The 26,797-nt window shown below is 52.9% G+C and carries 22 protein-coding genes, 1 tRNA gene and 1 other RNA gene; 21 read left to right on the top strand and 3 right to left on the bottom strand.

Annotation, left to right across the window (positions count from 1 at the left end; translation table 11 throughout):
- Nucleotides 1–514: hypothetical protein (locus HOJ08_11455; protein ID MBT5674042.1), on the top strand; the 514-nt coding region annotated here is incomplete at its 5' end.
- Between the two features lie 60 nt (nucleotides 515–574).
- Nucleotides 575–1,468, top strand: coding sequence for a hypothetical protein (locus tag HOJ08_11450; GenBank protein MBT5674041.1), 894 nt, complete (start codon nucleotides 575–577; stop codon nucleotides 1,466–1,468).
- 14 nt (nucleotides 1,469–1,482) lie between these two features.
- Here the strand turns inward: HOJ08_11450 and ssrA are convergent.
- Nucleotides 1,483–1,799: a transfer-messenger RNA gene (gene ssrA, locus HOJ08_11445) on the bottom strand.
- A gap of 144 nt (nucleotides 1,800–1,943) precedes the next feature.
- Between ssrA and HOJ08_11440 the strand changes: the two genes are divergently transcribed.
- Nucleotides 1,944–2,882: an FAD-dependent thymidylate synthase gene (locus HOJ08_11440; protein MBT5674040.1), complete on the top strand. Its 939-nt coding sequence runs from the start codon at nucleotides 1,944–1,946 to the stop codon at nucleotides 2,880–2,882.
- Nucleotides 2,883–2,913: 31 nt separating this feature from the next.
- Here the strand turns inward: HOJ08_11440 and HOJ08_11435 are convergent, their stop codons facing one another.
- A complete protein-coding gene (locus tag HOJ08_11435; protein MBT5674039.1) occupies nucleotides 2,914–4,029 on the bottom strand; it encodes an Mrp/NBP35 family ATP-binding protein in 1,116 nt (371 codons plus the stop codon).
- A 223-nt stretch (nucleotides 4,030–4,252) separates the two neighbouring features.
- On the opposite strand from HOJ08_11435, the gene hflK reads away from it, so the two are divergent.
- From hflK to HOJ08_11355, 16 genes are all read left to right on the top strand, one after another.
- Nucleotides 4,253–5,434: an FtsH protease activity modulator HflK gene (hflK, locus tag HOJ08_11430; GenBank protein MBT5674038.1), complete on the top strand. Its 1,182-nt coding sequence runs from the start codon at nucleotides 4,253–4,255 to the stop codon at nucleotides 5,432–5,434.
- Nucleotides 5,431–6,306, top strand: coding sequence for a protease modulator HflC (locus tag HOJ08_11425; protein ID MBT5674037.1), 876 nt, complete (start codon nucleotides 5,431–5,433; stop codon nucleotides 6,304–6,306). Before hflK ends, HOJ08_11425 begins: the two co-directional genes overlap by 4 nt.
- 39 nt (nucleotides 6,307–6,345) lie before the next feature.
- Entirely contained in the window at nucleotides 6,346–6,552 is a 207-nt protein-coding gene (locus tag HOJ08_11420; GenBank protein MBT5674036.1) for a DUF2065 domain-containing protein, read from the top strand.
- Between the two features lie 83 nt (nucleotides 6,553–6,635).
- Nucleotides 6,636–8,111 (top strand): DegQ family serine endoprotease, encoded by a 1,476-nt coding sequence (locus HOJ08_11415; protein MBT5674035.1) that lies wholly within the window; start codon nucleotides 6,636–6,638, stop codon nucleotides 8,109–8,111.
- A gap of 113 nt (nucleotides 8,112–8,224) precedes the next feature.
- Nucleotides 8,225–9,481, top strand: a complete 1,257-nt coding sequence (locus tag HOJ08_11410) for a DUF1015 domain-containing protein (protein MBT5674034.1) — start codon at nucleotides 8,225–8,227, stop codon at nucleotides 9,479–9,481.
- Between the two features lie 33 nt (nucleotides 9,482–9,514).
- Nucleotides 9,515–10,444, top strand: coding sequence for a tRNA (adenosine(37)-N6)-dimethylallyltransferase MiaA (gene miaA, locus HOJ08_11405; GenBank protein MBT5674033.1), 930 nt, complete (start codon nucleotides 9,515–9,517; stop codon nucleotides 10,442–10,444).
- 164 nt (nucleotides 10,445–10,608) lie between these two features.
- A complete protein-coding gene (locus HOJ08_11400; GenBank protein MBT5674032.1) occupies nucleotides 10,609–12,405 on the top strand; it encodes an acetolactate synthase 3 large subunit in 1,797 nt (598 codons plus the stop codon).
- Nucleotides 12,402–12,929 carry an acetolactate synthase small subunit gene (ilvN, locus tag HOJ08_11395; GenBank protein ID MBT5674031.1) on the top strand — a complete coding sequence of 176 codons (528 nt, stop codon included), beginning with the start codon at nucleotides 12,402–12,404 and terminating at the stop codon, nucleotides 12,927–12,929. The genes HOJ08_11400 and ilvN overlap by 4 nt, the downstream gene beginning before the upstream one ends.
- A gap of 81 nt (nucleotides 12,930–13,010) precedes the next feature.
- The gene (gene ilvC / locus HOJ08_11390) at nucleotides 13,011–14,030 is read left to right on the top strand and encodes a ketol-acid reductoisomerase (protein MBT5674030.1); all 1,020 of its coding nucleotides are present in this window, start codon (nucleotides 13,011–13,013) and stop codon (nucleotides 14,028–14,030) included.
- 548 nt (nucleotides 14,031–14,578) lie between these two features.
- Entirely contained in the window at nucleotides 14,579–16,129 is a 1,551-nt protein-coding gene (locus tag HOJ08_11385) for a 2-isopropylmalate synthase (GenBank protein ID MBT5674029.1), read from the top strand.
- A 60-nt stretch (nucleotides 16,130–16,189) separates the two neighbouring features.
- Nucleotides 16,190–17,233: a rod shape-determining protein gene (locus HOJ08_11380; GenBank protein MBT5674028.1), complete on the top strand. Its 1,044-nt coding sequence runs from the start codon at nucleotides 16,190–16,192 to the stop codon at nucleotides 17,231–17,233.
- 49 nt (nucleotides 17,234–17,282) lie between these two features.
- On the top strand, nucleotides 17,283–18,188 hold the full coding sequence (gene mreC, locus HOJ08_11375; protein ID MBT5674027.1) for a rod shape-determining protein MreC: 906 nt from the start codon (nucleotides 17,283–17,285) through the stop codon (nucleotides 18,186–18,188).
- Nucleotides 18,185–18,712 carry a rod shape-determining protein MreD gene (mreD, locus tag HOJ08_11370; protein ID MBT5674026.1) on the top strand — a complete coding sequence of 176 codons (528 nt, stop codon included), beginning with the start codon at nucleotides 18,185–18,187 and terminating at the stop codon, nucleotides 18,710–18,712. Before mreC ends, mreD begins: the two co-directional genes overlap by 4 nt.
- Nucleotides 18,696–20,624, top strand: a complete 1,929-nt coding sequence (gene mrdA, locus HOJ08_11365; protein MBT5674025.1) for a penicillin-binding protein 2 — start codon at nucleotides 18,696–18,698, stop codon at nucleotides 20,622–20,624. Before mreD ends, mrdA begins: the two co-directional genes overlap by 17 nt.
- Nucleotides 20,625–20,626: 2 nt before the next feature.
- On the top strand, nucleotides 20,627–21,775 hold the full coding sequence (rodA, locus tag HOJ08_11360) for a rod shape-determining protein RodA (protein MBT5674024.1): 1,149 nt from the start codon (nucleotides 20,627–20,629) through the stop codon (nucleotides 21,773–21,775).
- 83 nt (nucleotides 21,776–21,858) lie between these two features.
- Nucleotides 21,859–21,934: transfer RNA gene (locus tag HOJ08_11355), tRNA-Lys, on the top strand.
- A 415-nt stretch (nucleotides 21,935–22,349) separates the two neighbouring features.
- Here the strand turns inward: HOJ08_11355 and HOJ08_11350 are convergent.
- Nucleotides 22,350–22,841, bottom strand: coding sequence for a sel1 repeat family protein (locus HOJ08_11350; protein ID MBT5674023.1), 492 nt, complete (start codon nucleotides 22,839–22,841; stop codon nucleotides 22,350–22,352).
- Between the two features lie 158 nt (nucleotides 22,842–22,999).
- On the opposite strand from HOJ08_11350, the gene HOJ08_11345 reads away from it, so the two are divergent.
- The gene (locus tag HOJ08_11345) at nucleotides 23,000–24,838 is read left to right on the top strand and encodes a hypothetical protein (protein MBT5674022.1); all 1,839 of its coding nucleotides are present in this window, start codon (nucleotides 23,000–23,002) and stop codon (nucleotides 24,836–24,838) included.
- Nucleotides 24,839–25,222: 384 nt separating this feature from the next.
- Nucleotides 25,223–26,143, top strand: coding sequence for a hypothetical protein (locus HOJ08_11340; GenBank protein MBT5674021.1), 921 nt, complete (start codon nucleotides 25,223–25,225; stop codon nucleotides 26,141–26,143).
- Nucleotides 26,144–26,797 lie beyond the last annotated feature (654 nt).

Here is a 26,797-nt window from a genome sequence, read left to right as displayed (position 1 = left end):
CGATCTCCAAGAGGGCACGTGGCTGGAAAAATCCGGGCGCACCATGATGCTTGCAGCCCTTGATGATCATGGCATTGATTTTCCATCCGGGATCAAAGAAGAAGCCATGGCGCTGCGCAAGCTTTACCCGAAGCGGGCACCCCAACAGATTGCCCCCGACACGACACAGGCGCCCACCACGTTACTGCCCCCCGGCACGATCTTGAGCGAAAGCCAAAAGGCAGATGGGGAACAGGAGAGTGCCGATGCATATGAGGATCGAGAGGCTCAGGACCGTGAAGAAGAGCAGGCAAGGCGGGATGAGGCATCAGGAATTGTGGTTGAAATAATAGATGCCTGGGATGAAGCCAGGGATAAATGGTCTTCTTTTGAGACATGGTGGGAGAAGCATATGTCTGTGACAGATTTTGATAAGCTTCCTGTGGAAGCACAGCAGCTCATACTTCAGGGCGTACATGATGGCGTTGGTTCTAATGTGCCAAGCACGGGTGGTGGAAAAGGCGGTGGCAAGTAACTGTGAATAGGTGGGTGCTTACAATTTTGAATTGTTTTTAATTCAGGTTATAAATCAACCATGCGGTACTTAAAGGTCCTTGCTCGTTATGGTTTGATTGCAGTGTGCATTGTTCTGGGCATTGCGGCATTTGTGGTTATCCGTTCAGAGCTGTATGCACTGAACACGGACCGTACAAACATTGAAATCCCCATCGCGGTTCATCTGGTTCGCAACGTCGACATCAAACATTCAGATGTCGCGTTGCGGAACTGGGTAGGCCACGCGCAGGTTGCCGATACCTTGTTGCCTGAGGTCAATCGGATATGGCAGCAGGCTGGCATATCCTGGAAATTGGTGCGGGTTGAGGAGCTGAGGCTCAATCCCGGTGATGTCAGCGATATAAAAAATACGATCATGGATGCTGGCCGGGATGGGGCTTGGAAAAATATACGGACCCGCCATCGGCGGCTAACGGAATTCTCTGACCAAAGAAGTGGTGCTTCTCCACGGTTTCATGTTTTTGTCCTGCCCTATCTTGGCTGGCTTATTTCGGGTGAGGCGGGGACCGGAGAAAACGGGAAGCAGTATGTTTTTCTGGGGGCTTGGTACGATGATGTCTGGGCCTTGGTTGAGGCGAAGGTGCAACCCCGTGGCATTGGGGCATTAAAAAAAGCAATCCCTGTCCGCCGCAAACGTTTGACCAGCAAGAGGCGGATGGAATCCATGGCCGAGACTATGGGGAACATCTTGGGGCGTGATCTTGGCCTTTATGCCAGAACATGTGCTGAGGGTTGTCTGATGGGGGGAACCGGGTCAGATGGTGAAACCCTAACCGCCTATCAAATTGGCAAAGCCAGAAGCCGGGTTAATGCCGTGTCCTTCCTGGTCAAGCTCTTCGATATGATCGAACTTTTATGGCTCAGGATAAAGTGGGGATGGCCCAAACGCATTTGTTCGGAACAGGGATGTTGATCTGGGATAAAGATAGTGGGGGGCTTCTGTTGCCCGGTGCCCCCCGAACCGCGCTTGCTTATCTAAGCAGCGAGTGCGTATTCATTATCGTTCGCACATAAGGTTTGACCCGATAACGGCGGTATCATGCCGGGCAAAAATCCTGCCTTTACCACGCGCGTCGATCCTATTTCGCCCCCATCTGGTCGGGTGCTTTCGCACCGTCTGAAGAGTGGTGGAGGCGCCGGGTACCGCCCCCGGGTCCGCAACGCTTATTTCACAGGGCGTTTATCACCATAGCCGCCGAAGCGGCATGGCAAATATAGGCATTCTGGGTTAACTTTTAAAGACCCAGATGCGTGATCTTATCAAGGGATCAAAAAAAGCCACGATTTACGGGCAAAAAGGCGAAGGCACGGCTTTAACTTATGGGCCAATGGGGCTAAAGTGGGGGGGATAATTTCTACAAACCTAACAAAGTCCGTGTCCCGCCATAATGCCTCTTTCAAAAGACCAACAAGCCGAAATCGAAGCCCAAAGGGCTGAGTCCTTTCAAACCCGCCGCCCAACGGTGCCGGCATTGGAAGAAGTGCTGTACGAAGCGACGCCCCTTTTGGATCATGGATTGATCCGGGTGATTGATTATATGGGCGACGATGCGGCCATCGTTCAATCGGCGCGGGTGTCTTATGGCAAGGGGACCCGGCGCATCAGCGAAGATGCCGGGTTGATCAATTATTTGATGCGCCATCGCCACACTACACCGTTTGAAATGTGCGAAATTAAATTTCACGTCAAACTGCCGATCTTTATTGCCCGCCAATGGATCAGGCACCGCACCGCCAATGTGAACGAATATTCGGCGCGGTATTCCATTTTGGATAAAGAATTTTATATCCCCGAACCCGAACAACTGGGGGTGCAGGCGTCTTCTAATCGCCAGGGCCGGGGCGATGCCTTAAGCGGCGATGAAGCAAAACGGGTGATGGATTTGCTGCGCGACGATGCAGAACAAGCCTATGGCCATTACGAAGAAATGCTCAACGAAGATGCCGATGGCAATATGGTTGACCCCACCCGGTCCGGCCTTGCCCGGGAACTGGCGCGGATGAATTTATCCCTTAATTATTATACCCAATGGTATTGGAAGGTGGATTTGCACAATCTGTTGCACTTCCTTTCCTTGCGCGCAGACCCCCATGCCCAATATGAAATCCGCGTTTATGCTGATGCCATGCTGGAAATGGTCAAACGCTGGGTGCCGATCACGTATGATGCGTTTGTGCAATACCGCATGGGTGGTTTTCACCTGTCAGAAAAGGGTCTGGGCGCGGTCAAGAAAATGCTGGCGGGTGAGCCCGTTTCCCAAAAAGAATCCGGTCTTTCCCCGCGTGAATGGGGTGAGATGATGGAAGCGCTGGGTAAAGAAAAATAGCCCTGATAAGCGCCTGAAAAAAACGGGCGCCTTATTTTTCGACTGTTTCCCACACCTGTTTTGCAATGTCTTTAAACCGTTTGGCGTGGACGCCATCGGGCGACGTGGCCGTGATGGGCTGGCCCGCATCGGATGTTTTGCGGATTTCTATATCCAGAGGGATTTCCCCTAAAAAGGTTGCCCCCAGTTCTTCGGCGCAGGCCTTTGCCCCGCCATGGCCAAAAATATGGCTTTCGTGGCCACATTCCGGGCAGGCAAAGCTGGACATGTTTTCGATGATGCCCAAAACCGGCACATCGACCTTTTCAAACATGGTGATGCCCTTGCGCGCATCCAAAAGGGCAATGTCTTGGGGTGTGGATACAATGACGGCCCCTGACATGGATGTGTTTTGGGCCATGGTCAATTGGGCATCCCCGGTGCCCGGCGGCATATCGACCACCAAAACATCCAGTTTCCCCCAGTTCACATCACGCATCATTTGTTGTAGCGCCCCCATCACCATGGGCCCGCGCCAAACCATGGCGGTGCCTTCTTTGATGAGATAGCCAATGGACATGGTTTTGACGCCATAATTTTCTAACGGTTCGATTATTTTCCCGTCTTTTGATTGGGGGCGGTCGTTTATGCCCATCATCATGGGCAGGGAAGGCCCGTAAATATCGGCATCCAGCAAGCCCACGCTATGGCCCTGATCGGCCAAAGCCACTGCCAGATTAACGGCAACGGTGGATTTTCCGACGCCGCCCTTGCCCGATGCCACGGCGATCACGTGTTTCACATCGGCCAACAATGGCGGCGCATCGGGATCAGGCGCGTGGCCATGGCCGCCAATTTTGCCCTGGGCTTGTTGGGGTTGAGCCGGGGGCTCAACTGGTTTCTGGGCCGGGGCAGCATCTGCCGATTTTTCGGCCGTCAGAACGGCGGTGACGGAAACCACGCCATCCAATGCCATCACTGTTTCTTCGGCTTTTTTGCGCAGGGGTTCAAGGGCAGGGCCGCGTTCGGCCTCCACTTCTATGGTGAACCCAACATTGCCGCCACGGACAACCAATCCCTGAACCCGGCCAAGTGTGACAATGTCTTTGCCCTCATCGGGGTCTATAACGCTCGTCAAAGCGGCGCGTACATCATCTTTTGTGACCATTGTGCGTTTTTCGTCCATTGGGATTCCAAATGTAGGTAATAGTTTGAACAAATAAGCGTGAAGTCGCGTTGCGTCTGTACGCTGGCTGCCCTATAACCCAAGGGTATAAAGAAGGCCGACCCGATTGCAAACGACAAAGACCGTTGTGCGCAGTTTTTAAAGGTTCGGCCTCTGATTTCAGGGTTTATTTTGCGGAATTTGGCGCAAGGGAAGGAATATATCTATGTCGTGGGGCAATCAAGGTGGCGGGGGCGGTGGCCCTTGGGGTAATGGCGGCGGTTCAGGCGGCGGCAATGGCGGTGGCGGTGGCGGCGGTCAGGGAAACTGGGGCGGCGGCGGTCAGCAGCCCGATCTTGAAGCCGTTTTGCGCAACGCACAGGACAAGTTACGGGGCATCATTCCCGGCGGTCCTGGGTCAAGCCGGGGCGTTATTCTGATCCTTATCATCGCGGCGTCAGTTTGGATGGCTTCTGGCTTCTATAAGGTACAGCCCGATGAACAGGGTGTGGTTCTGCGTTTTGGCGCCTGGACCCGTACCACCCAGCCGGGTCTTAATTATCATTTGCCTTCCCCCATTGAATCCGTGCTGACACCAAAGGTGACGCGGGTTAATCAGGTTTCCATTGGCTTCCGTCCTTCTGGCAGTGCCACACGGAATGTGCCCGAAGAAAGCTTGATGCTGACGGGTGATGAAAACATCGTGAAGGTCTATTCATCGGTGTTCTGGGTGATCAAGGATGCGGGCAAGTTTTTGTTCAACATTCGCAACCCCGAACAGACGGTCAAGGCCGCAGCCGAAAGCGCCATGCGTGAAATCGTTGGTCGGTCTGCCATTCAAAAGCAGGGTGAGCAGGTTTCTGGCGGTGCCAAGCGCAAGGTCATGACGGGAATTATGATTCAGGACATTCTGGAAAAAGGCCGTCGTGAGGTTGAACAGGGTGGTCAGAAATTGCTGCAACGTGTTCTTGATGATTACGGCTCAGGCATTCAAATTACCCAGATTCAAATTCAGGATCTTGATCCCCCACCCACGGTTATTGATGCCTTTCGGGATGTTCAACGCGCCGAGGCCGATAAGGCCCGCCAGCGCAACGAAGCGGAAACTTACCGCAACGATATCCTTCCCCGTGCCCGTGGTGAAGCAGCCCAGCTGACCCAAAAGGCCGAAGGTTACAAACGCGAAGTGGTGGCCAATGCTGAGGGTCAAACCAGCCGGTTCCTGGCCGTTTACAATGAATATAAACGCGCCCCTGCTGTGACCAAACAGCGTATTTATCTGGAAACCTTGCAGGAAGTTATGCTCAAAAATCCGAAAGTGATCATTGATGGTAAGGGGGGCTCCGGCGTAGTGCCATATCTGGCCTTGCCTGAACTCCAGAAACGCCTGAAGGGAGGCAGCAAATGAGCAAAGGTCTTACCTTCTTAGGCGTGATTGTTATCGCCATTGGGATCGTCGCATCGGCTTCCATGTATACGGTGCACCAGACAGAGCAAGCCATCGTCTTGCAGTTTGGTAAACCCGAACAGGTGGTGCGTGAACCGGGGCTTAAATTCAAGACGCCCTTTGTCCAGAACGTGATCTTTTACGATCGCCGGGTGCTTGATCTTGATCCTGCAGCAGAAGAAATGATTGCAGCAGACAAAAAACGCATCGTTGCCGATTCGTATGCCCGCTATCGCATCGTCGATCCGCTTAAATTCTTCCAGACCGTTGGCACCGAAGGCGTGCTTCGTATCCGGTTGGGACGGATCATCAATGCATCCATGCGGTCCATTATCGGTGGTTATTCTTTGCCCGCTCTTTTGACAGAGCAACGGGTCAAGATCATGGCCGAAATTCAGGAACGGGTGAATGGCGAAGCCAAGCAGTTCGGGATTGAAGTGGTGGATGTTCGCATCCGTCGTGCCGATCTGCCTCAGGAAAACTCTGAAGCCATTTTTGCCCGGATGCGGTCTGAACGTGAACGTGAAGCCAAGGAATTGCGCGCCGAAGGTGCGGAACTGGGTGAACGCATTCGTGCGGCCGCTGATCGTGATCGCACCATCTTGTTGGCCGAAGCCCGCAAACGGGCGGAAGAGCTGCGAGGCGAAGGCGATGGCACGGCAACAGCGGTCTATAACAAGGCCTATGGTGGACAGGCACGGGAATTTTATGATTTCTACCGGTCCATGGAAGCGTATAGGGCATCGCTCACCAGTGGGGACACCAATTTGGTGTTGTCGCCCAAAAGCGAATTTTTCCGCTTCTTTGGTGACATCAAAGGCGGCAAAAAGTAGCACCTCGCGGGTGCTAGGGCTGAACCCGTGACGTCAGCAATGACAGATGGGTTTTTCCCCTTTTTGGGCTATGCGCTTTTGCTGGCCATGTTTGTGGAGGGCGTCGTTCTGGCGCTTTTCCCGGGCCCAATGCAGGCAATGATGGCTGAATTTGCCAAGATGGCACCAGCGCGCCTGCGTGTGATGGGGCTTGCTTCTGCCTTTGTTGCTGTGATTATCCTTGCGGGTCTAGCCCGGTTTGGCTGATGCATAACCGCCATATTTGCACCATATTCACCACTTAACTCATAATCATACCTATTCGATCATAAGCGTATGGAGTTTATTAGATGCAAAAGACGATGACCGGTTTCACCTCGCGGTTTACCTTATTTGCTGCGGCAATTTTGGTTGCGTTGACGGTGATGTTTCCCCTGAGCCATGGTGCAGTGGCCGCAGCACCGAACGGCACGGCGCCAAATAGTTTTGCCGATCTTGCTGAACGTCTTTTACCAGCGGTGGTCAATATTTCGACAACCCAGGTCAACAAGAAATCAAAACGCACGCCGCAATTGCCGCAGTTCCCTCCGGGGTCGCCTTTCGAAGATTTGTTTCGTGATTTTTTCGACCGTAACAAACCCGGTGCCGAGCCCCGCAAAGTGACCTCGCTTGGGTCTGGTTTCATCATTGATGCATCAGGCTATGTGGTGACGAACCATCATGTGATTGAAGGCGCGTCAGAAATCACGGTTATTTTACAAGATGACACCAATCTCAAGGCCAAATTAATTGGCCGTGATCCCAAAACAGATTTGGCCTTGCTGAAGGTCGAGCCTAAAAAACCGTTGCCATTTGTGACCTTGGGTGATTCCAGCAAATCGCGCGTTGGGGATTGGATTCTGGCCATTGGCAATCCCTTTGGGCTTGGTGGCACGGTAACGGCGGGGATTATTTCGGCATTAAAGCGCGATATTAATTCCGGCCCCTATGACAGCTATTTGCAAACCGATGCATCTATCAACCGGGGTAATTCCGGTGGCCCGATGTTCAACCTCAAGGGCGAAGTGATTGGCGTTAACACGGCAATTTTCTCACCTTCTGGGGGGTCTATCGGGATTGGGTTCGCCATTCCATCATCCCAGGTCAAAGTGGTCATCGACCAGTTGCGCAAATATGGGCATACCCGCCGCGGTTGGCTTGGGGTGCGTATCCAGACGGTTACAAAGCAAATCGCTGAAAGCCTGGGCATGAAAAACGCCAAAGGCGCGTTGGTTGCTGGCGTCAATGAAAAAGGCCCGGCCCATGGTTCGGGGTTGAAGGCCGGTGATGTGATCGTTCAGTTTGATGACAGACCGGTTCCTGAAATGCGCGATCTGCCACGGCTTGTGGCAGAAACTGCCATCGACAAGCAGGTGACCTTGACCGTAATCCGTAATGGCAAGAATGTTACGATTAAGCTCAAGATTGGTGAATTGCCCGAAGGCGAAGAGGCCAAGGCCGTCAAGGTTTCAACAAACAAATCAAACCTGCAAATGCTGGGGTTGTCGCTGACCGAACTGAACGCAACAAACCGCAAGCATTTCAAACTTGATACCCGTGCCAAGGGCGTTTTGGTGACCGACGTTAAAGAAGGCAGCGCCAGTAAAAAGGGCGGGCTTCAGGCAGGCGATCTGATCGTTGAAGTGGCGCCTGATACCGTGAATACCCCAAAGGAATTCAAGGAACGCATCGAAAAGGCCCGCAAAGCGAAACGCAAGACGGTGCTTTTGCTGACGGAACGCAAGAAGGTGCGTCAATTCATCGTTCTTCCCGTGACCGAAGGCTAAGCGCATCCTTTTATAAGAGAATCTGGGGTGGAAAAATACGCCGGAGACGGGTAGTAATGCCATTGCGGCATCTTGTCCGCGACAATGTCTCAACGCTTTGAAAGGCTGTTTCCTTGACCACGCCCCTCGTTCGTCCCTTTGCAGGCTTAAGGCCTGCCCCTGAATTAGCATCAGAAGTGGCTGCCCCCCCCTATGACGTGGTTTCCAGTGATGAAGCCCGCGCATTGGCAGAAGGCCATCCGTTGAGCTTTCTTCACATTTCCAAACCGGAAATCGATTTGCCATCAGGGACCGATGTTCACGCGCCAGAGGTTTATGCCAAGGGTGCAGAAAACATGGAACGCATGATTGCCGATGGGGTGATCCGGCGCGATGGCCAGCCCTGTTATTACGTCTATCGTATTCAAATGGGCGATCATGTGCAGACCGGGATCGTCGGTGGGGGGTCTGTTGCGGCATATGATGACAACCGAATACGGCGTCATGAATTTACCCGCCCCGAAAAAGAAGACGACCGGGTTAACCAGATCGAAGCCGTCAATGCCCAAACCGGGCCGGTGTTCACAGTCCATCATCCCGATGCGGGCATCGATGGGGTGGTAAACAAGATGACCCAGACAAAGCCGGTCTATGAAGTAGACCTTCCCGGCACCCATCACAGCACCCATCACAGCCTGTGGGTGGTGGATGATGCCGCCGATATTGGTGCCATCAGCGATGCCTTTGATGCCATGGATGTGATCTATATTGCCGATGGCCATCATCGATCCGCTGCCGCATCCAGAGTTGCCGTTTCCAGAGCAGCGAAGGATTCTGCAAGCAACGGGGATCAGCCCTATGATTATTTTCTGATCGTCAGCTTCCCCACCGATGCAGTGCAAATTTTTGATTACAACCGTGTGGTCAAAGACCTGAATGATCTGGATCGCGAACAGCTTTTGGCTCGCATTGGTGAAACATTCGATGTCACTGAAAGCAGCGTGCCTGCCAAACCTAAAGGACCGCAGACCTTTGGCATGTATTTAGATGGCACCTGGTATGGCCTTTCCCTGAAGCAGCCCCCGGGCAGTGATGCGACGCCTGTAGAACGCTTGGATGTCAGCCTTTTGGCGGATAAATTGTTGTCTCCGGTGCTGGGCATTGGGGATATGCGGACCGATAAACGCATTGATTTTATCGGCGGCATTCGTGGCATGGAAGGGTTGGAGGCACGCGTTGATGGGGGCGATTGGGCAGTTGCTTTTGCCCTTTATCCAACATCCATTGCCGATCTGATTTCGGTGGCGGATGCAGGCGATGTCATGCCCCCCAAATCGACCTGGTTTGAGCCAAAGCTTGCCGATGGTCTGGTGTCTCTCGCCCTTGATTAAAGCCACAGGGATTAAAAACGGGGGAAACCCGGAATGTCCGCCACAGATTTGAAAACCATTTATGTGGTCGCCGGGCCGACGGCTTCGGGAAAATCCGGCCTTGGCATTGTGTTGGCAGAACATCTTGATGGCGTTATCGTCAATGCCGATTCCATGCAAATCTATCAGGGTCTGGAAATCCTGACCGCCCAGCCCGATGCTGATGATCTGGCTCGGGTGCCCCATCGGCTTTACGGGGTTATGGACCCGGCCGATGTTTGTTCTGCTGGCTTGTGGCGCCAAATGGCAATTGATGAAATCAATCAAATTTTTCGATCTGGCAAAACCCCAATCATTGTCGGGGGCTCTGGCCTTTACCTTCAGGCCTTGATGGAAGGCATCGCACCCATCCCCGATATTCCCGGTGACATCCGCGCAAACATCCGTGCGCACCATGGGGAAATTGGCAATGAAGCCTTTCGGGCAGAGCTGTTGGCGAGCGATCCCGGATCGGCCAGCATCGGTGCCACCGATGCCCAGCGGATGATCCGGGCGATGGAGGTTTGGTCTGCAACCGGGCGAAGCCTCAAATCATGGCAGGGGGAACCCAAACAAGGCCCCGATCCCGATTGGCACTTCATCTCCATCCTTTTGGACCCCCCAAGAGCAGACGTGTATGCAGCAATCGAGGAACGGTTTGATCAGATGATTGATGCGGGTGCGATGGCGGAAGCCATGGCGCTTGGGGATCGTGCCCTTGATTCAGGGCTTCCGGCCATGAAGGCCTTGGGCGTTGCGGAATTGATCAAGGCGGGCAGGGGGGAAATCCCCATGGAAGCCGCCCTGACCCGCGCTAAAACCCTGTCGCGGAACTATGCCAAACGCCAGATCACCTGGTTTAAGGGGCAGATGATTGCGGACAAGACCATTTTTGAGAAATATTCAGAAAGATTTAAGGGAAAAATCTTATCATATATTCTATGATTTCCCTTGACCCGGGAATCGCTTGCCCTTAGTTTGGCCGTCTTTCGCATCCGTTCAGACTAAATTTGGCCGGTTGTGCCTAAGAATCAGGGGTATGGGAGGGCTTTTTTGCCCTTTTTGAATTTTATGGGGCTGTTTGGCCCCGAATGCTAGAGGATCAAGCTATGGCCAAAGCCAAAAAACAGCTCACCGGTGCCGAAATTCTTCTCAAAGTGTTGGATGAGGAAAAGACCAATTCCGTATTCGGCTATCCCGGTGGTGCGGTCTTGCCCATCTATGACGCGCTGTTTCAGCAAAAGGCCATCCGCCACATTCTGGTGCGCCAAGAAGGGGGTGCGGTCCATGCGGCTGAGGGCTATGCGCGTTCCACCGGTGAAGTGGGCGTGGTTCTGGTGACATCTGGCCCCGGGGCTACCAATGCCGTGACGGGCCTGACCGATGCCTTGATGGATTCGATCCCCCTTGTGTGCCTGTGCGGGCAGGTGCCAACGCACCTGATTGGCAATGATGCCTTCCAAGAGGCCGATACCACGGGCATCACCCGGCCCTGCACCAAGCACAATTATCTTGTGAAGGATGTCAAAGACCTTGCCCGGGTTGTTCGCGAGGCGTTTTACATTGCCCGAACCGGGCGCCCCGGTCCGGTGGTGATTGATCTACCCAAAGACGTGTTGCAGATGCGCACCGATTACACGGCGCCTAAAAAACAGACATCAAAGGCCAAGTCCGCAAAGCCCGATCATCAATTGCGCTATCGCCCGAAAATGCGGGGTGATCAGGATGCGATTGATCGTGCGGTGGAACTGTTGGCCAAGGCCAAGCGCCCGATTTTTTACTCGGGCGGCGGGGTGATTAACTCTGGGCCCAGGGCATCAAAATTGCTGCGCGAACTGGTCCGTAAAACTGGCGGCCCGATCACATCAACCCTGATGGGGCTGGGCGCGGTTCCGTCCGATCACAAACAATTTCTGGGCATGCTGGGCATGCACGGCACCTATGAAGCAAACCTTGCCATGTATAACAGCGACCTTGTGGTGGCGGTGGGCGCGCGGTTTGATGATCGGGTGACCGGAAAAATCGACGAATTTTGTCCGGATGCAAAGAAAATCCATATCGACATTGATCCGTCTTCCATCAATAAAAATGTTCTGGTGGATGAACCGGTCGTTGGGGATTGCGCGACGGTGCTAGGCCAAATGCTGAAATGCTGGACGGCAAAGAAATACCGGATCGATAAAAAGGCTTCGGATAAATGGTGGCGCCAAATTGCCAAATGGCGCAGCCGTGATTGCCTTGCCTATGATCAGACCAAAGACATCATCAAGCCTCAATATGCGCTGGAACGGCTTCAGGCCTTGACCAAAAACAAGGACACCTATTTCAGCACCGAAGTGGGCCAGCATCAGATGTGGGCTGCCCAGTTCCTGAAATTTGATCAGCCAAACCACTGGCTGACCTCTGGCGGGCTTGGCACCATGGGTTATGGGTTGCCTGCTGCTATCGGTGCACAGGTGGCACATCCGGACGCGCTGGTGATTGATGTCGCCGGTGAAGCCTCTATTTTGATGAACATTCAGGAATTGTCGACGGCTGCCCAGTACCGGTTGCCGGTAAAAATCTTTATCCTGAACAACCAGTATATGGGCATGGTGCGCCAGTGGCAGGAATTGCTCCATGGCGGGCGTTATTCGGAAAGCTACATGTCGAGCCTTCCTGATTTCGTGAAAATGGCCGAAGCCTTTGGTGGCACCGGGCTGATTGCAAACAAACCATCTGAAGTGGATGGTGTGATCAAGGAAATGATCAACACCGATGGTTTTGTGATCGCCGACATTCGGGTTGATCAGACAGAAAACTGTTTCCCAATGATCCCATCAGGGGCGCCGCATTATGAAATGTTGCTTGGCCCCAAAGACAAGGCGGAAAAGCCAATTTCAGAGGAAGGTATGGTGTTGGTATGAGTGCGACAAAATCTCTGGCAGATCAGGGGATCGAAAGACACACCATTGCGGTGCTGGTGGACAATGAATCCGGCGTTCTGGCTCGGGTCATTGGGCTTTTTTCAGGCCGGGGCTATAACATCGAAAGCCTGACCGTGGCGGAAGTCGACACCGAAGCGATGCTGTCGCGGATTACGGTGGTGACATCAGGCACGCCCCAGGTTATTGAGCAGATCAAAGCGCAGCTGAACCGGCTGGTGCCAGTGCATAAAGTGTCTGATCTGACCCAGGATAGCCCCCATGTTGCCCGTGAATTGGCCCTGATCAAGGTTCGGGGTGGGGGCGATAAACGGGTGGAAAGCCTGCGGATTGCCGATGTTTTTCGTGCTGGCGTGGTGGATTCGACGGCGCGATCCTTCGTTTTTGAAATTACCGGCTCCACAGAGAAGATTGATGCCTTTATCGACCTCATGGAACCGCTTGGTCTTGTTGATGTTTCAAGAACAGGCATCGTGGCTATTGCCCGCGGGGAAAAGCCCATATAAAACCATGCTTCGCCCATAAGGGGCCTACGTTACAGCCAAAATTTATTTAAATTACTAAGCAAACTTTGAAGGAATTGAACCATGCGTGTTTATTACGACCGGGATGCGGACGTTAATCTGATTAAAAAGAAGAAGGTCGCGATCATCGGCTATGGTTCTCAAGGCCATGCCCACGCGCTGAACCTGAAAGATTCTGGTGTTAAGGAGGTGGCCGTTGCGCTGCGTTCTGGCTCCCAGTCTGCGGCCAAGGCCAAGGGTGAAAAGCTTAAGGTGATGACCCCGGCGGCAGCGGCCAAATGGGCCGATGTGGTTATGGTCCTGGTGCCCGATGAATTGCAGGCAGACCTTTATGTCAGCGATCTTAAGGACAACATGAAAAAGGGTGCGGCCCTGGCATTTGCCCATGGCTTGAACATCCATTTCAAGCTGATCGAAGCCCGTCCTGATCTGGACATTTTCATGGTTGCGCCTAAAGGTCCGGGTCATACCGTTCGGGGCGAATACCAAAAGGGTGGCGGCGTTCCCTGTTTGATTGCCGTGGATCAAGATCCTTCGGGAAATGCCCACGACATCGGGCTTTCCTATGCATCGGCCATCGGCGGTGGCCGCTCCGGGATTATCGAGACCACCTTCCGCGAAGAATGTGAAACCGATTTGTTCGGGGAACAATCCGTTCTCTGTGGCGGGTTGACCAGTCTGATTCAGGCCGGGTTTGAAACCTTGGTCGAAGCGGGCTACGCACCAGAGATGGCCTATTTTGAATGTTTGCATGAGGTCAAATTGATCGTTGATCTGATCTATGAAGGCGGCATTGCCAACATGCGTTACTCAATTTCCAATACAGCGGAATACGGTGACTATGTCAGTGGGCCTCGTTTGATTGACCCAGATGTCAAAGCGCGGATGAAAGACATTTTGAACGAAATTCAATCCGGTGAATTCGTGCGCAATTGGGTTTTGGAAAACAAGGCAGGCCAGCCCAGCTTCAAGGCCATGCGCCGGCGTGAAGCCGAGCATCCCATCGAAGAAGTGGGCCAACGTCTGCGCGATATGATGCCGTGGATTGCCAAAGATCGGCTTGTGGATAAGTCCAAGAACTAACGCTTCGAAACATTTGAAGCCAGATCAGGCTGTGGTCTTTGGGCCGCAGCCTTTTCTTTTGCTGGCATTTTGGGGCTTTTTTGTCGGTTTTTGACTAAAAGAAAATGTGGCTGAGGGTTATTTGCCCATTGCAGAATGTACAGAAAGGGTCGTAGAAATAGGGTGTTAACCAGTTTTCTTAAGGTTTTTATGAATTCTTAAGAGAGTACCCGCTAAAAAAAAAAGACAATATTAGCGGTGGTTAGCGGATTTTCGGGTAAAATTTGCCCTGATTGAACAGTTAAGAAAAGGGTGGGTAGGTGCCAAATTAAAGGCGGTGGACCCACAATTTGATGATGAAGTGCAGTGCCGGAATGCCTTGTGATGCGATTGCCCCTGTTATGGGCGGCTTTTGCGTGTCTGACTTCGGCCTGTATGACGCCTTGAACGCATTTGTGAAAACTACTGGATTGGGACTACGACTTAGGCGCCCCTGAGCCGCGATTTTTGTCGTCGCCTGGGGGGATTATAGGAATTGATCTACAGCCTTTCGTCGTAAGGAAAGACCCATGAGCAAAAGTATAGAATCCAGTCAAGTAACCATTTTCGACACCACGTTACGCGATGGTGAGCAATCCCCCGGTGCGTCTATGACCCATGCCGAGAAACTTCGCATTGCCGAGGTTTTGGAGGAAATGGGGGTTGATGTGATCGAGGCCGGTTTTCCCATCGCATCCAACGGTGATTTCGAAGCCGTGCGCGGGATTGCCAATATCGTAAAAAATTCAATTGTGTGTGGTTTGGCCCGGGCCCATTCGGGCGATATCCAACGCGCTGCCGAAGCATTGCAATCAGCTGGGCGCAAACGCATCCACACCTTCATTTCGACGTCTCCGCTGCATATGAAATACAAATTGCAGATGGAACCAGAAGACGTGTACGCCGCTGTCATTTCTTCGATTACAGAGGCCAGCAAATACACCGATGACATTGAATGGAGCCCCGAAGACGGATCGCGCAGCGAGCATGATTTTCTGTGCCGCTGTATCGAGGCCGCCATTGATGCGGGTGCGACCACCATCAACATTCCCGATACCGTTGGCTATGCCATACCGGAAGAATTTGGCAATTTGATTGCCATGGTGATGAACCGCGTCCCAAACATCGACAAAGCGGTCATTTCCGTTCACTGCCATAATGATTTGGGTTTGGCGGTTGCCAATTCCCTGGCCGCTGTTAAGGCCGGTGCCCGTCAGGTGGAATGCACCATCAATGGGTTGGGCGAACGTGCCGGCAATGCGGCATTAGAAGAAATCGTCATGACGCTTAAAACACGCCAGGATGTATTGCCTTTTGAAACCCGGGTGGACACCACCCAGATCATGCGGGCATCCAGGCTGGTTTCTGCCATCACCGGTTTTGTGGTGCAGCCCAACAAGGCCATTGTTGGGACCAATGCCTTTGCCCATGAATCGGGTATCCACCAGCACGGCATGCTCAAACACGCCGAAACCTATGAAATCATGCGCCCCGAAGATGTTGGCCTGACAGAATCAAAACTGGTGATGGGCAAACATTCCGGCCGCCATGCCTTTGGCAGCAAGCTGAAGGATTTAGGGTATGAGCTGGAAAAGGAAGTCTTCGAAGATACCTTCAATCGTTTCAAGGAACTGGCCGATAAGAAAAAGGAAATCTTCGATGAAGATCTCTTGGCGTTGGTTGGGGATGAAGCGGTTCGGACCAATGACCATATTCAGGTCGAAAGCCTGAATATCCATTGCGGCACCGAAGGCCCACAGACGGCTGAGCTGGTTTTGATCGTTGATGGGGATCAAAGAACCACCCTTGCCCATGGCGATGGACCGGTTGATGCAACCTTTCGGGCCATTCGGGAATTGTTCCCCCATGAGGCGACTTTGCAGCTTTATCAGGTTCATGGTGTTACCGGGGGGACCGATGCGCAGGCGGAGGTGACGGTGCGTCTTGAAGAACAGGGGCGCACGGTCAATGGCCAGGGCGCAGATACAGATACGTTAGTGGCCTCAGCGCGGGCTTATGTAAATGCGCTCAACAAACTTTTGGTTAAGCGAGAAAAGGCAGTTTCTGCACTGTCGGCTTAATCAGGGATGACACAGGTGCCGCTTCTTGGGGGGTGCCGCATTGGAAAGAAGTGAGGAAACATGTTTTCCAGATTGCTTGGTATGCTATCGGCCGATATGGCCATTGACCTTGGCACGGCGAATACCCTTGTTTATGTGAAGGGCCGGGGCATTGTGCTGAATGAACCCTCCGTGGTGGCCATCGCCAACGTCAAGGGCCGAAAACAGGTTCTGGCCGTGGGTGATGAGGCAAAGATGATGTTGGGCCGAACGCCCGGCAACATCGAAGCCATTCGTCCCTTGCGCGATGGGGTTATCGCTGATTTTGAAATCGCCGAGGAAATGATCAAGCACTTCATTCGCAAAGTGCACAACCGGCGTTCCTTCGCCAGTCCTCAAATTATTGTCTGTGTGCCATCGGGCTCTACGGCCGTGGAACGCCGGGCCATTCAGGAATCTGCTGAAAGCGCTGGCGCGCGCCGGGTGTTCTTGATCGAAGAACCCATGGCGGCTGCCATTGGGGCCAATTTGCCCGTGACCGAGCCAACGGGCTCTATGGTGGTGGACATTGGCGGCGGCACCACGGAAGTGGCGGTATTGTCTCTTGGCGGGATTGTTTATTCCAGAAGTGTCCGCGTTGGTGGCGATAAAATGGATGAAGCCATCATTGCCTATATCCGGCGCAATCATAACCTGTTGGTTGGTGAAGGCTCTGCTGAGCGGATCAAAAAAGAAATTGGTTCAGCCTGTCCTCCTGCTGATGGTGAAGAAGGCCGGGTTATGGAGATCAAGGGTCGCGATCTTATGAATGGTGTGCCGAAAGAACTGATTATATCTGAGCGCCAAATTGCAGAAAGTCTGGCAGAACCGGTCAGTGCCATTATAGAAGCGGTTAAGGTTGCCTTGGAGCACACAGCGCCTGAACTGGCGGCTGATATTGTGGATAAGGGCATTGTCCTGACCGGTGGCGGCGGACTTTTGTCCAATCTTGATTTTGTGTTGCGTCACGCCACGGGGCTGCCGGTTTCAATTGCAGATGAACCCCTTTCCTGTGTCGTTCTTGGGACCGGGCGCGCATTGGAAGAAATGAAAACCCTGAAAGATGTCTTGAGTTCCAGTTATTAGGAACGCATTGGGCCGTAACAGCGTATTGGGGAAAGTGGAGCAGGATTAAATGGAATTCCGGAGGCCAGGTCTGATCGCAAGATTGGCCGTTCCTTTCAAGGGAACGGGCCAGCGGTTTGCGCTTGCGTCCCTGATCTTTGCGGCCCTGGGTTTGATGCTAACCGATCGCGGTGGGGTGGCCGTCGTAGAACGCTTTCGCACCACCATTGCCGATGTTGCGACCCCAATTCTGGACGCGGTGGCACGCCCTGTTGCAGCAACGGATAAGGCCATTGCGCATTTACGCGAATTGGCGGCCCTTCGCGATGAAAATATACGCCTCAAAGAAGAAGTGGGCCGTCTGCGCGGATGGCACGGGGTGGCCCTGCAATATGCCAATGAAAATGTTTCCTTTCGCAATCTTTTGAACTTTAAAGGCCCAAGGCGAAAGTCCTTTGTGACGGCGCGGGTGATTGCTGATGGCCGGGGGCCCTTTATCAAAAGTGTTCTGGTCAATGCGGGCCGCAGCGACCGGGTGGCCAAAGGACAGGCCGTGACGACGACCATCGGCATGGTTGGCCGCATCAGCGAAGCCGGAGAGCATTCTGCCCGGGTTCTTATTCTGACGGATCTTAATTCTCGTGTCCCGGTTGTTATTGCCGAAAACCGTACGCGGGCCATTTTGGCAGGCGATAATTCGGAACGCCCCCAGATTGTTTTTCTACCTGAAAACACCAATGTGGAAGTAGGCCAGCGGATTGTGACATCGGGTCACGGCGGGGTATTCCCGCCGGGCATTGGCGTGGGTCAGATCAGTTCCGTTGAAAACGGGGTTATTCGGGTCCGCCCCTTTGTGGAACTCAGCAAGCTGGAATATCTCCAAATCGTTGATTATGAAAATGTCCTGCCCCCAGAAGGCAAGAAACCCGGCCAAAAATCCAGCAAGAAACCCAGCAAATTGCGGAAAACCAGATGAGAACGCAGTTCTGGCAAAAGCTTGATCTTTGGGCCCGTGCTTTGGTGCCATCGGGGATCGGCTTGATGTTCGTTTTTTTGGTTGTGTTGCCAATTCCCATTCCCGGCTACGCGGTGATCACGCCGATGCTGGTTTTGGCATCGGTCTTTTTCTGGGCCATTCATTCCCCCCGGTTTTTGCCCCCAGTTGCGGTTTTTTTAATCGGCCTTGTTCAAGATAGTTTGACCGGTGCCTTGATGGGCACAGGCACGGTGGTTTTGCTTTTGGTCTATGGGGTGGTTGCATCCCAGCGGCGTTTTTTCCATCACAAATCATTTGGATTGGTGTGGTGGGGGTTCATGCTTGTGGCCGGTGGTGCAAGTGTTCTGAATTGGACCATTGCCAGCCTTTTGGGTGGGGTGGTGATCTCTCCAAAAGCGGCCCTGTTCCAGTTTTTGCTCACCCTTGCGGTTTACCCATTGGTGACCTCGGTGCTTCATCTTGCCCATCGGGTTATGCCCAGCGAGGATTGGCATGATACGTGATCAGGATCGGTTCCGGTTGTTTGGACGCCGGGCGGTTCTACTGGCAGGCGGGAAACTTATGCTGTTTTCTGCTTTGGCCGCACGCATGTATTACCTGCAAGTGGTCGAGGCCGAGCGTTACAAGACTCTGGCCGATGACAATCGGATAAATTTGCGTCTTTTGGCGCCACCGCGCGGGCGCATCCTCGATCGCAATGGCGTTGAAATTGCCGCAAACCAGCAAAATTACCGGCTTATTCTGGTCAGCGAACGCAGCCCTGATGTTAAGGGCACGCTGGATCGCATTTCCAAAATCATTCACCTAGATGATTATGACCGCCGCCGGGTGTTTAAGGAAATTCGGCGCAAGCGCAATTTTGGCCCGGTCACGGTGCGTGAAAACCTTGATTGGAAAGACGTGGCCAAGATAGAGGTCAACGCCCCGGACCTGCCGGGGGTCCATATAGAAGTGGGCCAAACCCGGTTTTATCCATGGGGCGAAGCGACGGCCCATCTTGTTGGCTATGTTGGAGCTGTTTCCCAAAAGGAATTAACCGGGGACCCGCTTTTGGGATTGCCGTCTTTCCGGATTGGCAAAAACGGTGTTGAAAAAATCCACGACGAAAGCCTGCGTGGCCGCGCCGGGCGTTCAGAGGTGGAGGTCAATGCCGTTGGCCATGTCATCCGTGAACTTTCCCGCAAAGAAGGCCAGCCAGGGGATGAACTGGCATTGACCATCGATATGGGGCTTCAGGAATTCGCCCACAAGCGGCTGGGCGATAACAGTGCCTCGGTCGCGGTCATGGATATCCACAACGGCGATATTATGGCGCTGGCATCGGCACCGGGGTTTGATCCCAATGCCTTTAACAAAGGGGTGAGCAAGGATTATTGGCGCGAGCTGATCGGCAATAACCGGGCGCCGCTTACCAATAAGGCCATTGCCGGGCAATATGCGCCGGGTTCCACGTTCAAGCTGATCGTGGGCTTGGCCGCGCTCGAAGCTGGCGTCATAACGCCTGCCCACACGACCTTTTGCAAAGGCTATGTCCAGCTTGGCAATGTGCGGTTTCATTGTTGGAAGAAACATGGCCATGGGCATCTTGATCTGATCGGTGCCTTGCAACAATCATGCGACATTTATTTCTACGACATTGCTAAACGGGTCGGCGTTGATCGGATTTCGGCCATGGCGGCACGGTTTGGTATGGGCAAAAAACTGGGCATTGATGTGCCGGGTGAAAAGCCGGGACTGATGCCGAGCCGGGGCTGGAAGCGGGCAGTTTTAGGAAAATCGTGGCAATTGGGCGAAACCTTGGTGGCGGGCATTGGCCAGGGGTTTGTTTTGTCGACGCCCTTACAGCTTGCGGTGATGACGGCGCGCATTGCCAACGGGGGCCGCGCAGTCGTGCCAAGGGTTGTGGCGGCGTTATCTGAAGTGGCCTCTAAAGATGGCCCAGATGGTTCCCCATTGGTGGGTGGCGTTGAATCCGAAGAACCCCCAAAATTGTCTGAATTCGATGATATCGGTGTTTCAGAAGAGTCTATGGACGTGATTCGCCAGGGCATGTTTGCGGTTTCAAATTCCCCGCGCGGCACGGCATATCGGGCACGCATCAAAGAAGATAAATGGCGTCTTGCTGGCAAAACCGGAACCAGCCAGGTCAAGCGGATTTCCATGGCAGAGCGTGAAGGCGATGTGCTTAAAAACAAACAACGATTATGGAAAGACCGCGATCATGCCCTTTTTGTGGCCTATGCCCCGGTCGATGCGCCGCGCTTTGCCATTTCTGTGGTGGTGGAACATGGCGGCGGGGGCTCTACGGCAGCAGCGCCTATCGCGCGCGATATCATGCGCGAAGCCCTGAAGCGTAGCGATAACAAAAAAAGCAAAGCGCCCAAAAAAGTCGCCAAAAAAGCACAGGCGGATTAGCGATGCTGAGCGGATTTTACAAACAACCGGAAATGGGTTTGGGTCAAAAGCTCCTGCATATCAATTGGGGGCTGGTGTTGATCCTTTCCATGATCGGGGCCATTGGGGTTGCCATGCTCTATTCCGCCGGTGGCGGCAGTTTTGATCCCTGGGCATCGCGGCAATTGGTGCGTTTTGGGGTTGGCATTGTTTTAATGGTTGGATTGGCGCTGGTGGATATTCGAATTTGGCTGCGCTACGCCTATGCCATTTATCTGGTGGCGTTGGCGATGTTGGTGTCGGTGGAATTTTTTGGCGACATCGGCATGGGGGCCAGACGCTGGATCAACCTTGGCTTTATGAATGTTCAACCCTCAGAGGTGATGAAAATTGCCGTGATCGTGGTATTGGCGCGGTATTTCCATGCTTTGCCCGAAGAAGCTATTGGCAAATTTCGCTATCTTTTGTGGCCGATGTTTATGGTTCTGGTTCCAGCAGGACTGGTTCTGCGCCAGCCCGATCTGGGCACGGCCATCATGCTGTTGATGGTGGCCACGGCGATGTTTTTCATGGCTGGGGTACGTTTGTGGAAATTTGGCGTGCTGTTCGGGGTGGTTTTGGCCATTGTTCCGGTCGCCTGGCAGGTTTTAAAACTCTATCAAAAACGCCGCATCCTGACCTTTCTGGACCCGGAATCCGATCCCCTGGGGGCGGGCTATCATATTTTGCAATCAAAGATCGCTTTGGGCTCCGGCGGGCTTTTCGGCAAGGGCTTTATGCAGGGCTCTCAGGCGCATCTTAATTTCCTGCCAGAAAAACAGACCGATTTCATCTTTACCATGCTGGCCGAAGAATTTGGCCTGACCGGCGGCGTGGTCTTGTTAACCCTGTATGGGTTTGTCATCGTCTATGGCTTTTTCATCTCCCTTCATGCCCAAAGCCAGTTTGGCAGGCTTTTGGCCATTGGGGTGACGGCGACCTTCTTCCTGTATGTCTTCATCAACATTGCCATGGTGATGGGTTTGGTGCCCGTGGTCGGCGTGCCATTGCCGCTAATCTCCTATGGTGGGACGTCCATGATGACGCTGCTGGTAGGGTTTGGCATCTTGATTGGGGTGAATGTCCACCGCGATGTCATCATCGGCCGCTCGGGCCAGACAGACAGCCTGTAGCGCTTTATTTGCCCCCGCACCAATCGCTCGACAAACCCCCAACCAGTTGCTATATCCAAGCCCTTCCGGGCATGCCCGGATATGGGCGATTAGCTCAGTTGGTAGAGCAGCTGACTCTTAATCAGCGGGTCGACGGTTCGAGCCCGTCATCGCCCACCATATATTTCAAAGGCTTAGCGGGTATCTCCGCTGGGCCTTTGCTCCATAGGGTACATATAGGGTACAGTCAGTAGGAAAAACTGGTGTTTGCTAGTGGTCATTGCTTCTGCATGAACAGGTGACCTTTGAGACCCCGTACCCCCTTTTGAAACACCCCCCGCTACCTTTCTGGGGGTCGTACCCACATACAGTAGATGCCCCGTCTGAAAATTATATTTTTGAATTTTTAGGTGCTAGATGGAGCAGGCAAGATCGCCGTGCGACTGCTGTTGCCCACTCAATCAAACCGCCGTCGCACCAGCGCAGCCAGAGGTCAGACCTGGGACCATTTTTTAGTTGTTTGCCTTTCCTGAATGTATTTGTAAGAGAGGCATGGCACAAAATGTCTGGGAGGGGAGCCTGAGTGGGGGTTTACTCAACACCCGGTGTGTTTTTTACGAACGCATTCACGGGCGAGTTTCTGTGCGTCTTCTATTCTGGCGGGCGTCATCTTCCCCGCAACGATGTCTCTATTTTTGACCGCATCCTTGTCCCCAGATGATGCGGCGATGTTCAACCACATATGGGCATAGACATTATCCTGTATGACCCCTTGTCCTCTTCCATAAGCATTTCCCAGATTATTCTGGGCATCGGCATCTCCCTGTTCGGCAGCAAGTCTGTACCACTTCACCGCAGCTTTATAGTCCTGTGGAACACCTCGTCCAAAGGCGTACATCAAACCCAGATTGAACTGGGCGGCAGCAAGTCCCTGTTTGGCAAGGGGTGACCATTCACGCAAAGCGGTGGCGTAGTCCCCACTTTTTGAAGCCTCAAAACCCTTTTGGAAATCAGCACTCCAAGATACCCCCGTACTTCCAACAAGCACAGCAAGGGTTAGGCAGATTGTGGCGGTTAGGTTTTTCATCAACAAATTCTGTTCCAATATCTGGAAGCTGTCAATCTGCCCTAGCGTTTGGGTTGTAGAATGGGGTTTAATATGATCAACCAAATGTGTCAGCCTTCTCTTAGGTCAGGCCGCCAGATGTCCCATCCTATATGACGGCGGACAGAAAGGGAGTCGCCATGAATTCCACTTTCTCTATCATAGGCCGCAATCGGCTGTACATCCCGGTTACGTTGACCGCCCTTTTCGCACTCGGCTTCGTTCTCAATTCCACCTACCTGCTGCCACATACGACCCAGATCAATTACTGGGACGAGGTCATCTACGTCGCCGGGGGCAAGGATCTCTTCCTCCATCATTCGCTATGGCCCTACCCACGTGGGCCGATTATTGCCATCATTTATGCGGTGATCTTTCCTTTCATGCCTGCCTCCGAATATTGGCTGATTGCTGCAGACATGGTCGGGCGGATTCTTGGCTACTCACTTTTGTTCGCCGGTGCCTGGCTGGTGGGCCGCGAACTGGAACATCGAAAGCTTGCCCCGGCGCTGCTGCTGGTCGCGCTGTTCACGGCGCTGCCCATCTATACCATTTTGCTACCCAACCCAAGCTACTGGACCTTTGCCAGTTTCGTAGGGCTGACTTTGTGGCTGGTGCTCCGCTACGCCCGCACCCAGGAACGTTCGGCACTGGTCGGGATGGCAATCATGAGCACCCTGTGCCTGATGTCGAGACCGGACCTGATCTTTGCCGCCTCGGCCCTGCTTGCCGCCGTGCTGGTCACACGCCCGCTGCTGTCTCGGCGCACGGTTCACGCCGCCCTGCTGATGATCGCCCTTCCCGCAGCCTGTATCGCCCCCTATATCGGTGTATATGGATTACAATCCGGCTCCTATATTTTCGGTGCCGAGAGCAAACTCTATGACACCTTCGAGGCCGCGAACCAGGTCCTGTTCAGCTCGGAAGAAACCGCAGGTAAATTAGACTTCGAAAAGGCCGCTGCAGCCAAGGTCGCTAGCGAGAAGGCCTTCGGCACAGCGGCCGAAAATAAGCATTCGGTTTTACGCGCGATCGCGCGCAACCCTGGCCGCTTTGGCCAGATGGTTTGGCGCAATACGGTCAAGCGCACGATACCGGACATGATGTCGGCTTTCGGCACCCGCATTCCCGCAGTCGGCTATACCGGACTACCGATCCCGCTCAGGCACGTTTCCCTTATTATTTTATTTTTTGTCATCGCCGGCATCGTCGAGTTGGCCCGACGAAAACAGTGGCGACTGCTGCTGGTCCTGTTGATATGGCCGGCAGATATTGGGCTTTACCTTCTCACCATCAGTTTTCCCGGCTACTACCTGTATCACCTGCTGGAGGTGATGATGCTGGCGACCATCGGCCTGTGGGCGACGGTTGCACGACTTCGGCGCTGGTGGATTTTAGCCATGTTTGCGGCGGTGCTGGCCGCGACCGTGTGGCTTGACTGGAATCCAGACGGTCGGGTCCGTTTCCTCGCGCTGGGCGGTGGTGCCCTGATCTGCGCCGCGGCATGGAAGCGCAACGAAATGCACCGGTTTCGACCGCTCATGGCTGGCGCCGTAGTGGGCGGCCTGCTGCTGATCAACCTGCCCGACGTGTACCACTCCGAATGGCCGGGAAAGGATATCGGCTATTTCGGTCAGGCCCGTTATCTACGCCAGCACTATCCGCCCACAACGGCGACGCTTTCATATCCGGGATTTGCAGTCGTATCCGCCAACATGTTGTGGCTAGGCGCTCGGACCGACTATGCCAAGATCAAGTCAAAGGAGGATTTTATTGCAAAGATGAAACAGGTCGGCACGCCGCTGATCCTGACCGACCCGATGACCAAGGCTCACGATATTTACCACATCAATACGACGATCGAAAAATATGCAGCCGAATTTTATCGGGTTGTCTGGAAAAGCGCCGATGGACAATATTCGGTGATGGAACCAAAGGATCTATCACATTCGAATGTCAAGCTGCTTACAACCAAATAAATATTCGCTTAATATTAAGTATTAGGTTGGAGGGTTTCTAGTGCACTCACAACAGACGTCCACACTTTCTTCTCAGATGTCCGACCTTGAGAAGCGAGTTAAGATCGGGGCTAAAGTTGTCCGCTCTGGCCGATACGTCAAGGGTCAATTGGCCGAAGTGGCGGGGCCCCGTGAAGCCTGTTCCGGCGCAGGCCGAGAAAATTATTGGTAAGGCGGCAAGGATAGGAGGAGTGTGTCCGGATGGCGCAGTGGTGTAGAGATGTGATGCAAATCCGTACGACGTCAATGCGAAGGTTGATCCGGGATCCCGCATTTGCGGTTTGTAGAAATTCCGCAAATGATCTAATTTTTAACGATTAAAGATTTTGATAAAGGTACTTGTAAATGAAATTAATAAAGGCTCTGAGAAGCTTATATCTGAGTAAGCTCGCCAATGGCAGTACCAAGGCAATTATGAAACTCGAATATCTTGTCGAGGAATACGGTAAAACGATTCAAAAACTTGAACGTACTGTTGCTGCTCTCGAGGCGCGTTCAGCTGCTCTCGAGGCGCGTTCAGGGGAAGGCATGGGCTTGGGTGGTACTGGCCATGCATTAGAGATGAACTCGTTTTATGTCGACAGATTTCCCCATCATGCGGATGAATTCGAAGGTTGGGACAAAAGCAATCTTCCGCGCCTCAATGCATGTTCAAAGGACCGGGAGTGGCATAATTTTTATGATACCGCTATGGCGCTTCTCGTCTTCGACACGCCCGGCGATTATTATGAATTCGGGTGCTGCGGTGCGGGCTCAATGCGGATGGCATTGGCCAAATCGTTAAAATGGCATATCAAAGATATGGATTTCTATGCTTTCGATAGTTTCCAGGGTTTTCCGACAACTGGTGAACTGACGATAACCGAAGAAGATTTTATTGCTTCCATTCACAACCAGGGGATCAAGGCCGACAGGGTTACGACGATCCCAGGGTTTTATGATCAAAGCCTTACCAAAAAACTTCAACAGGAGTTTTTAGAGAAGCCCAATCGCCCGATTTTTATCAATATTGATTGTGACCTGCATGAATCGGCAGTGTCTGTGTTTGAGTTTATTGAACCTCTTGTGCAGCCGGGAACGATTTTGTACCTCGATGATTTCTGGAGGACATTTTCTGACGGCCTGAATTTTGGCACTGCACTTGCTTTTAACGAATACTGTGAAAAATATCCCCGGCTAAAATTTTATCCATTTATGCGGGTCGGTAGCTGGGGGATGTCATTCATTGCCTACGATCCCAAGGTCTTTACCGCGCCTGTGGTCTAGGATCGCTCGTGTCCGTCGTTATATATTTCTTAATCAGCGGGTCGTGAGTTTGAGCCCTCTATTACCCACAATATTCTTTAATGGCTTAGCTGGAAATGTCTGAGCCATTGTTTTATTCCAGTAGGAAAATAGTGGGACGGCAGTGGTGGTTTCATCTCCGTATTATAGATACTTGCACCAATGAACTACTATCTGGACCCTTCCCCAGAAACCTGCTTTTTGGAAGGGACACCCTCCTGACACACGACAACATCCGTAGGCGCTGACGTCAGACAATTTCTCATACAGAATGTCTGTTCCCATGCCCAGGTGTTGTCAATTGTGCCTAGCGTTTAGGTTGCAGAAAAGGCCCGTGGTAGCGACCTACAACCTATTGATATATAGATATAATTTGGCCTTAAAATAGAGAAACGCCAGATCGTAAAATAGGTTTGTTTTCAATGCCTTACGTGAAGCCACACGAGGATATTCAGGTCATCTAAAAGGGCTGAATTAGTTTGCTATTGCTTTTGCATGAACAGGTGACCTTTGAGACCCCGTACCCCCTTTTGAAACACCCCCCGCTACCTTTCGGGGGGTCGTACCCACATACAGTAGATGCCCCGTCTGAAAATTATATTTTTGAATTTTTAGATACTAGATGGGGCAGGCAAT

The sequence above is a fragment of the Rhodospirillales bacterium genome, assembly GCA_018666775.1.
In the GTDB taxonomy this organism is placed as follows: domain Bacteria; phylum Pseudomonadota; class Alphaproteobacteria; order SMXQ01; family SMXQ01; genus JABIXC01.
This window is presented reverse-complemented; position numbering and strand designations above follow the sequence as displayed.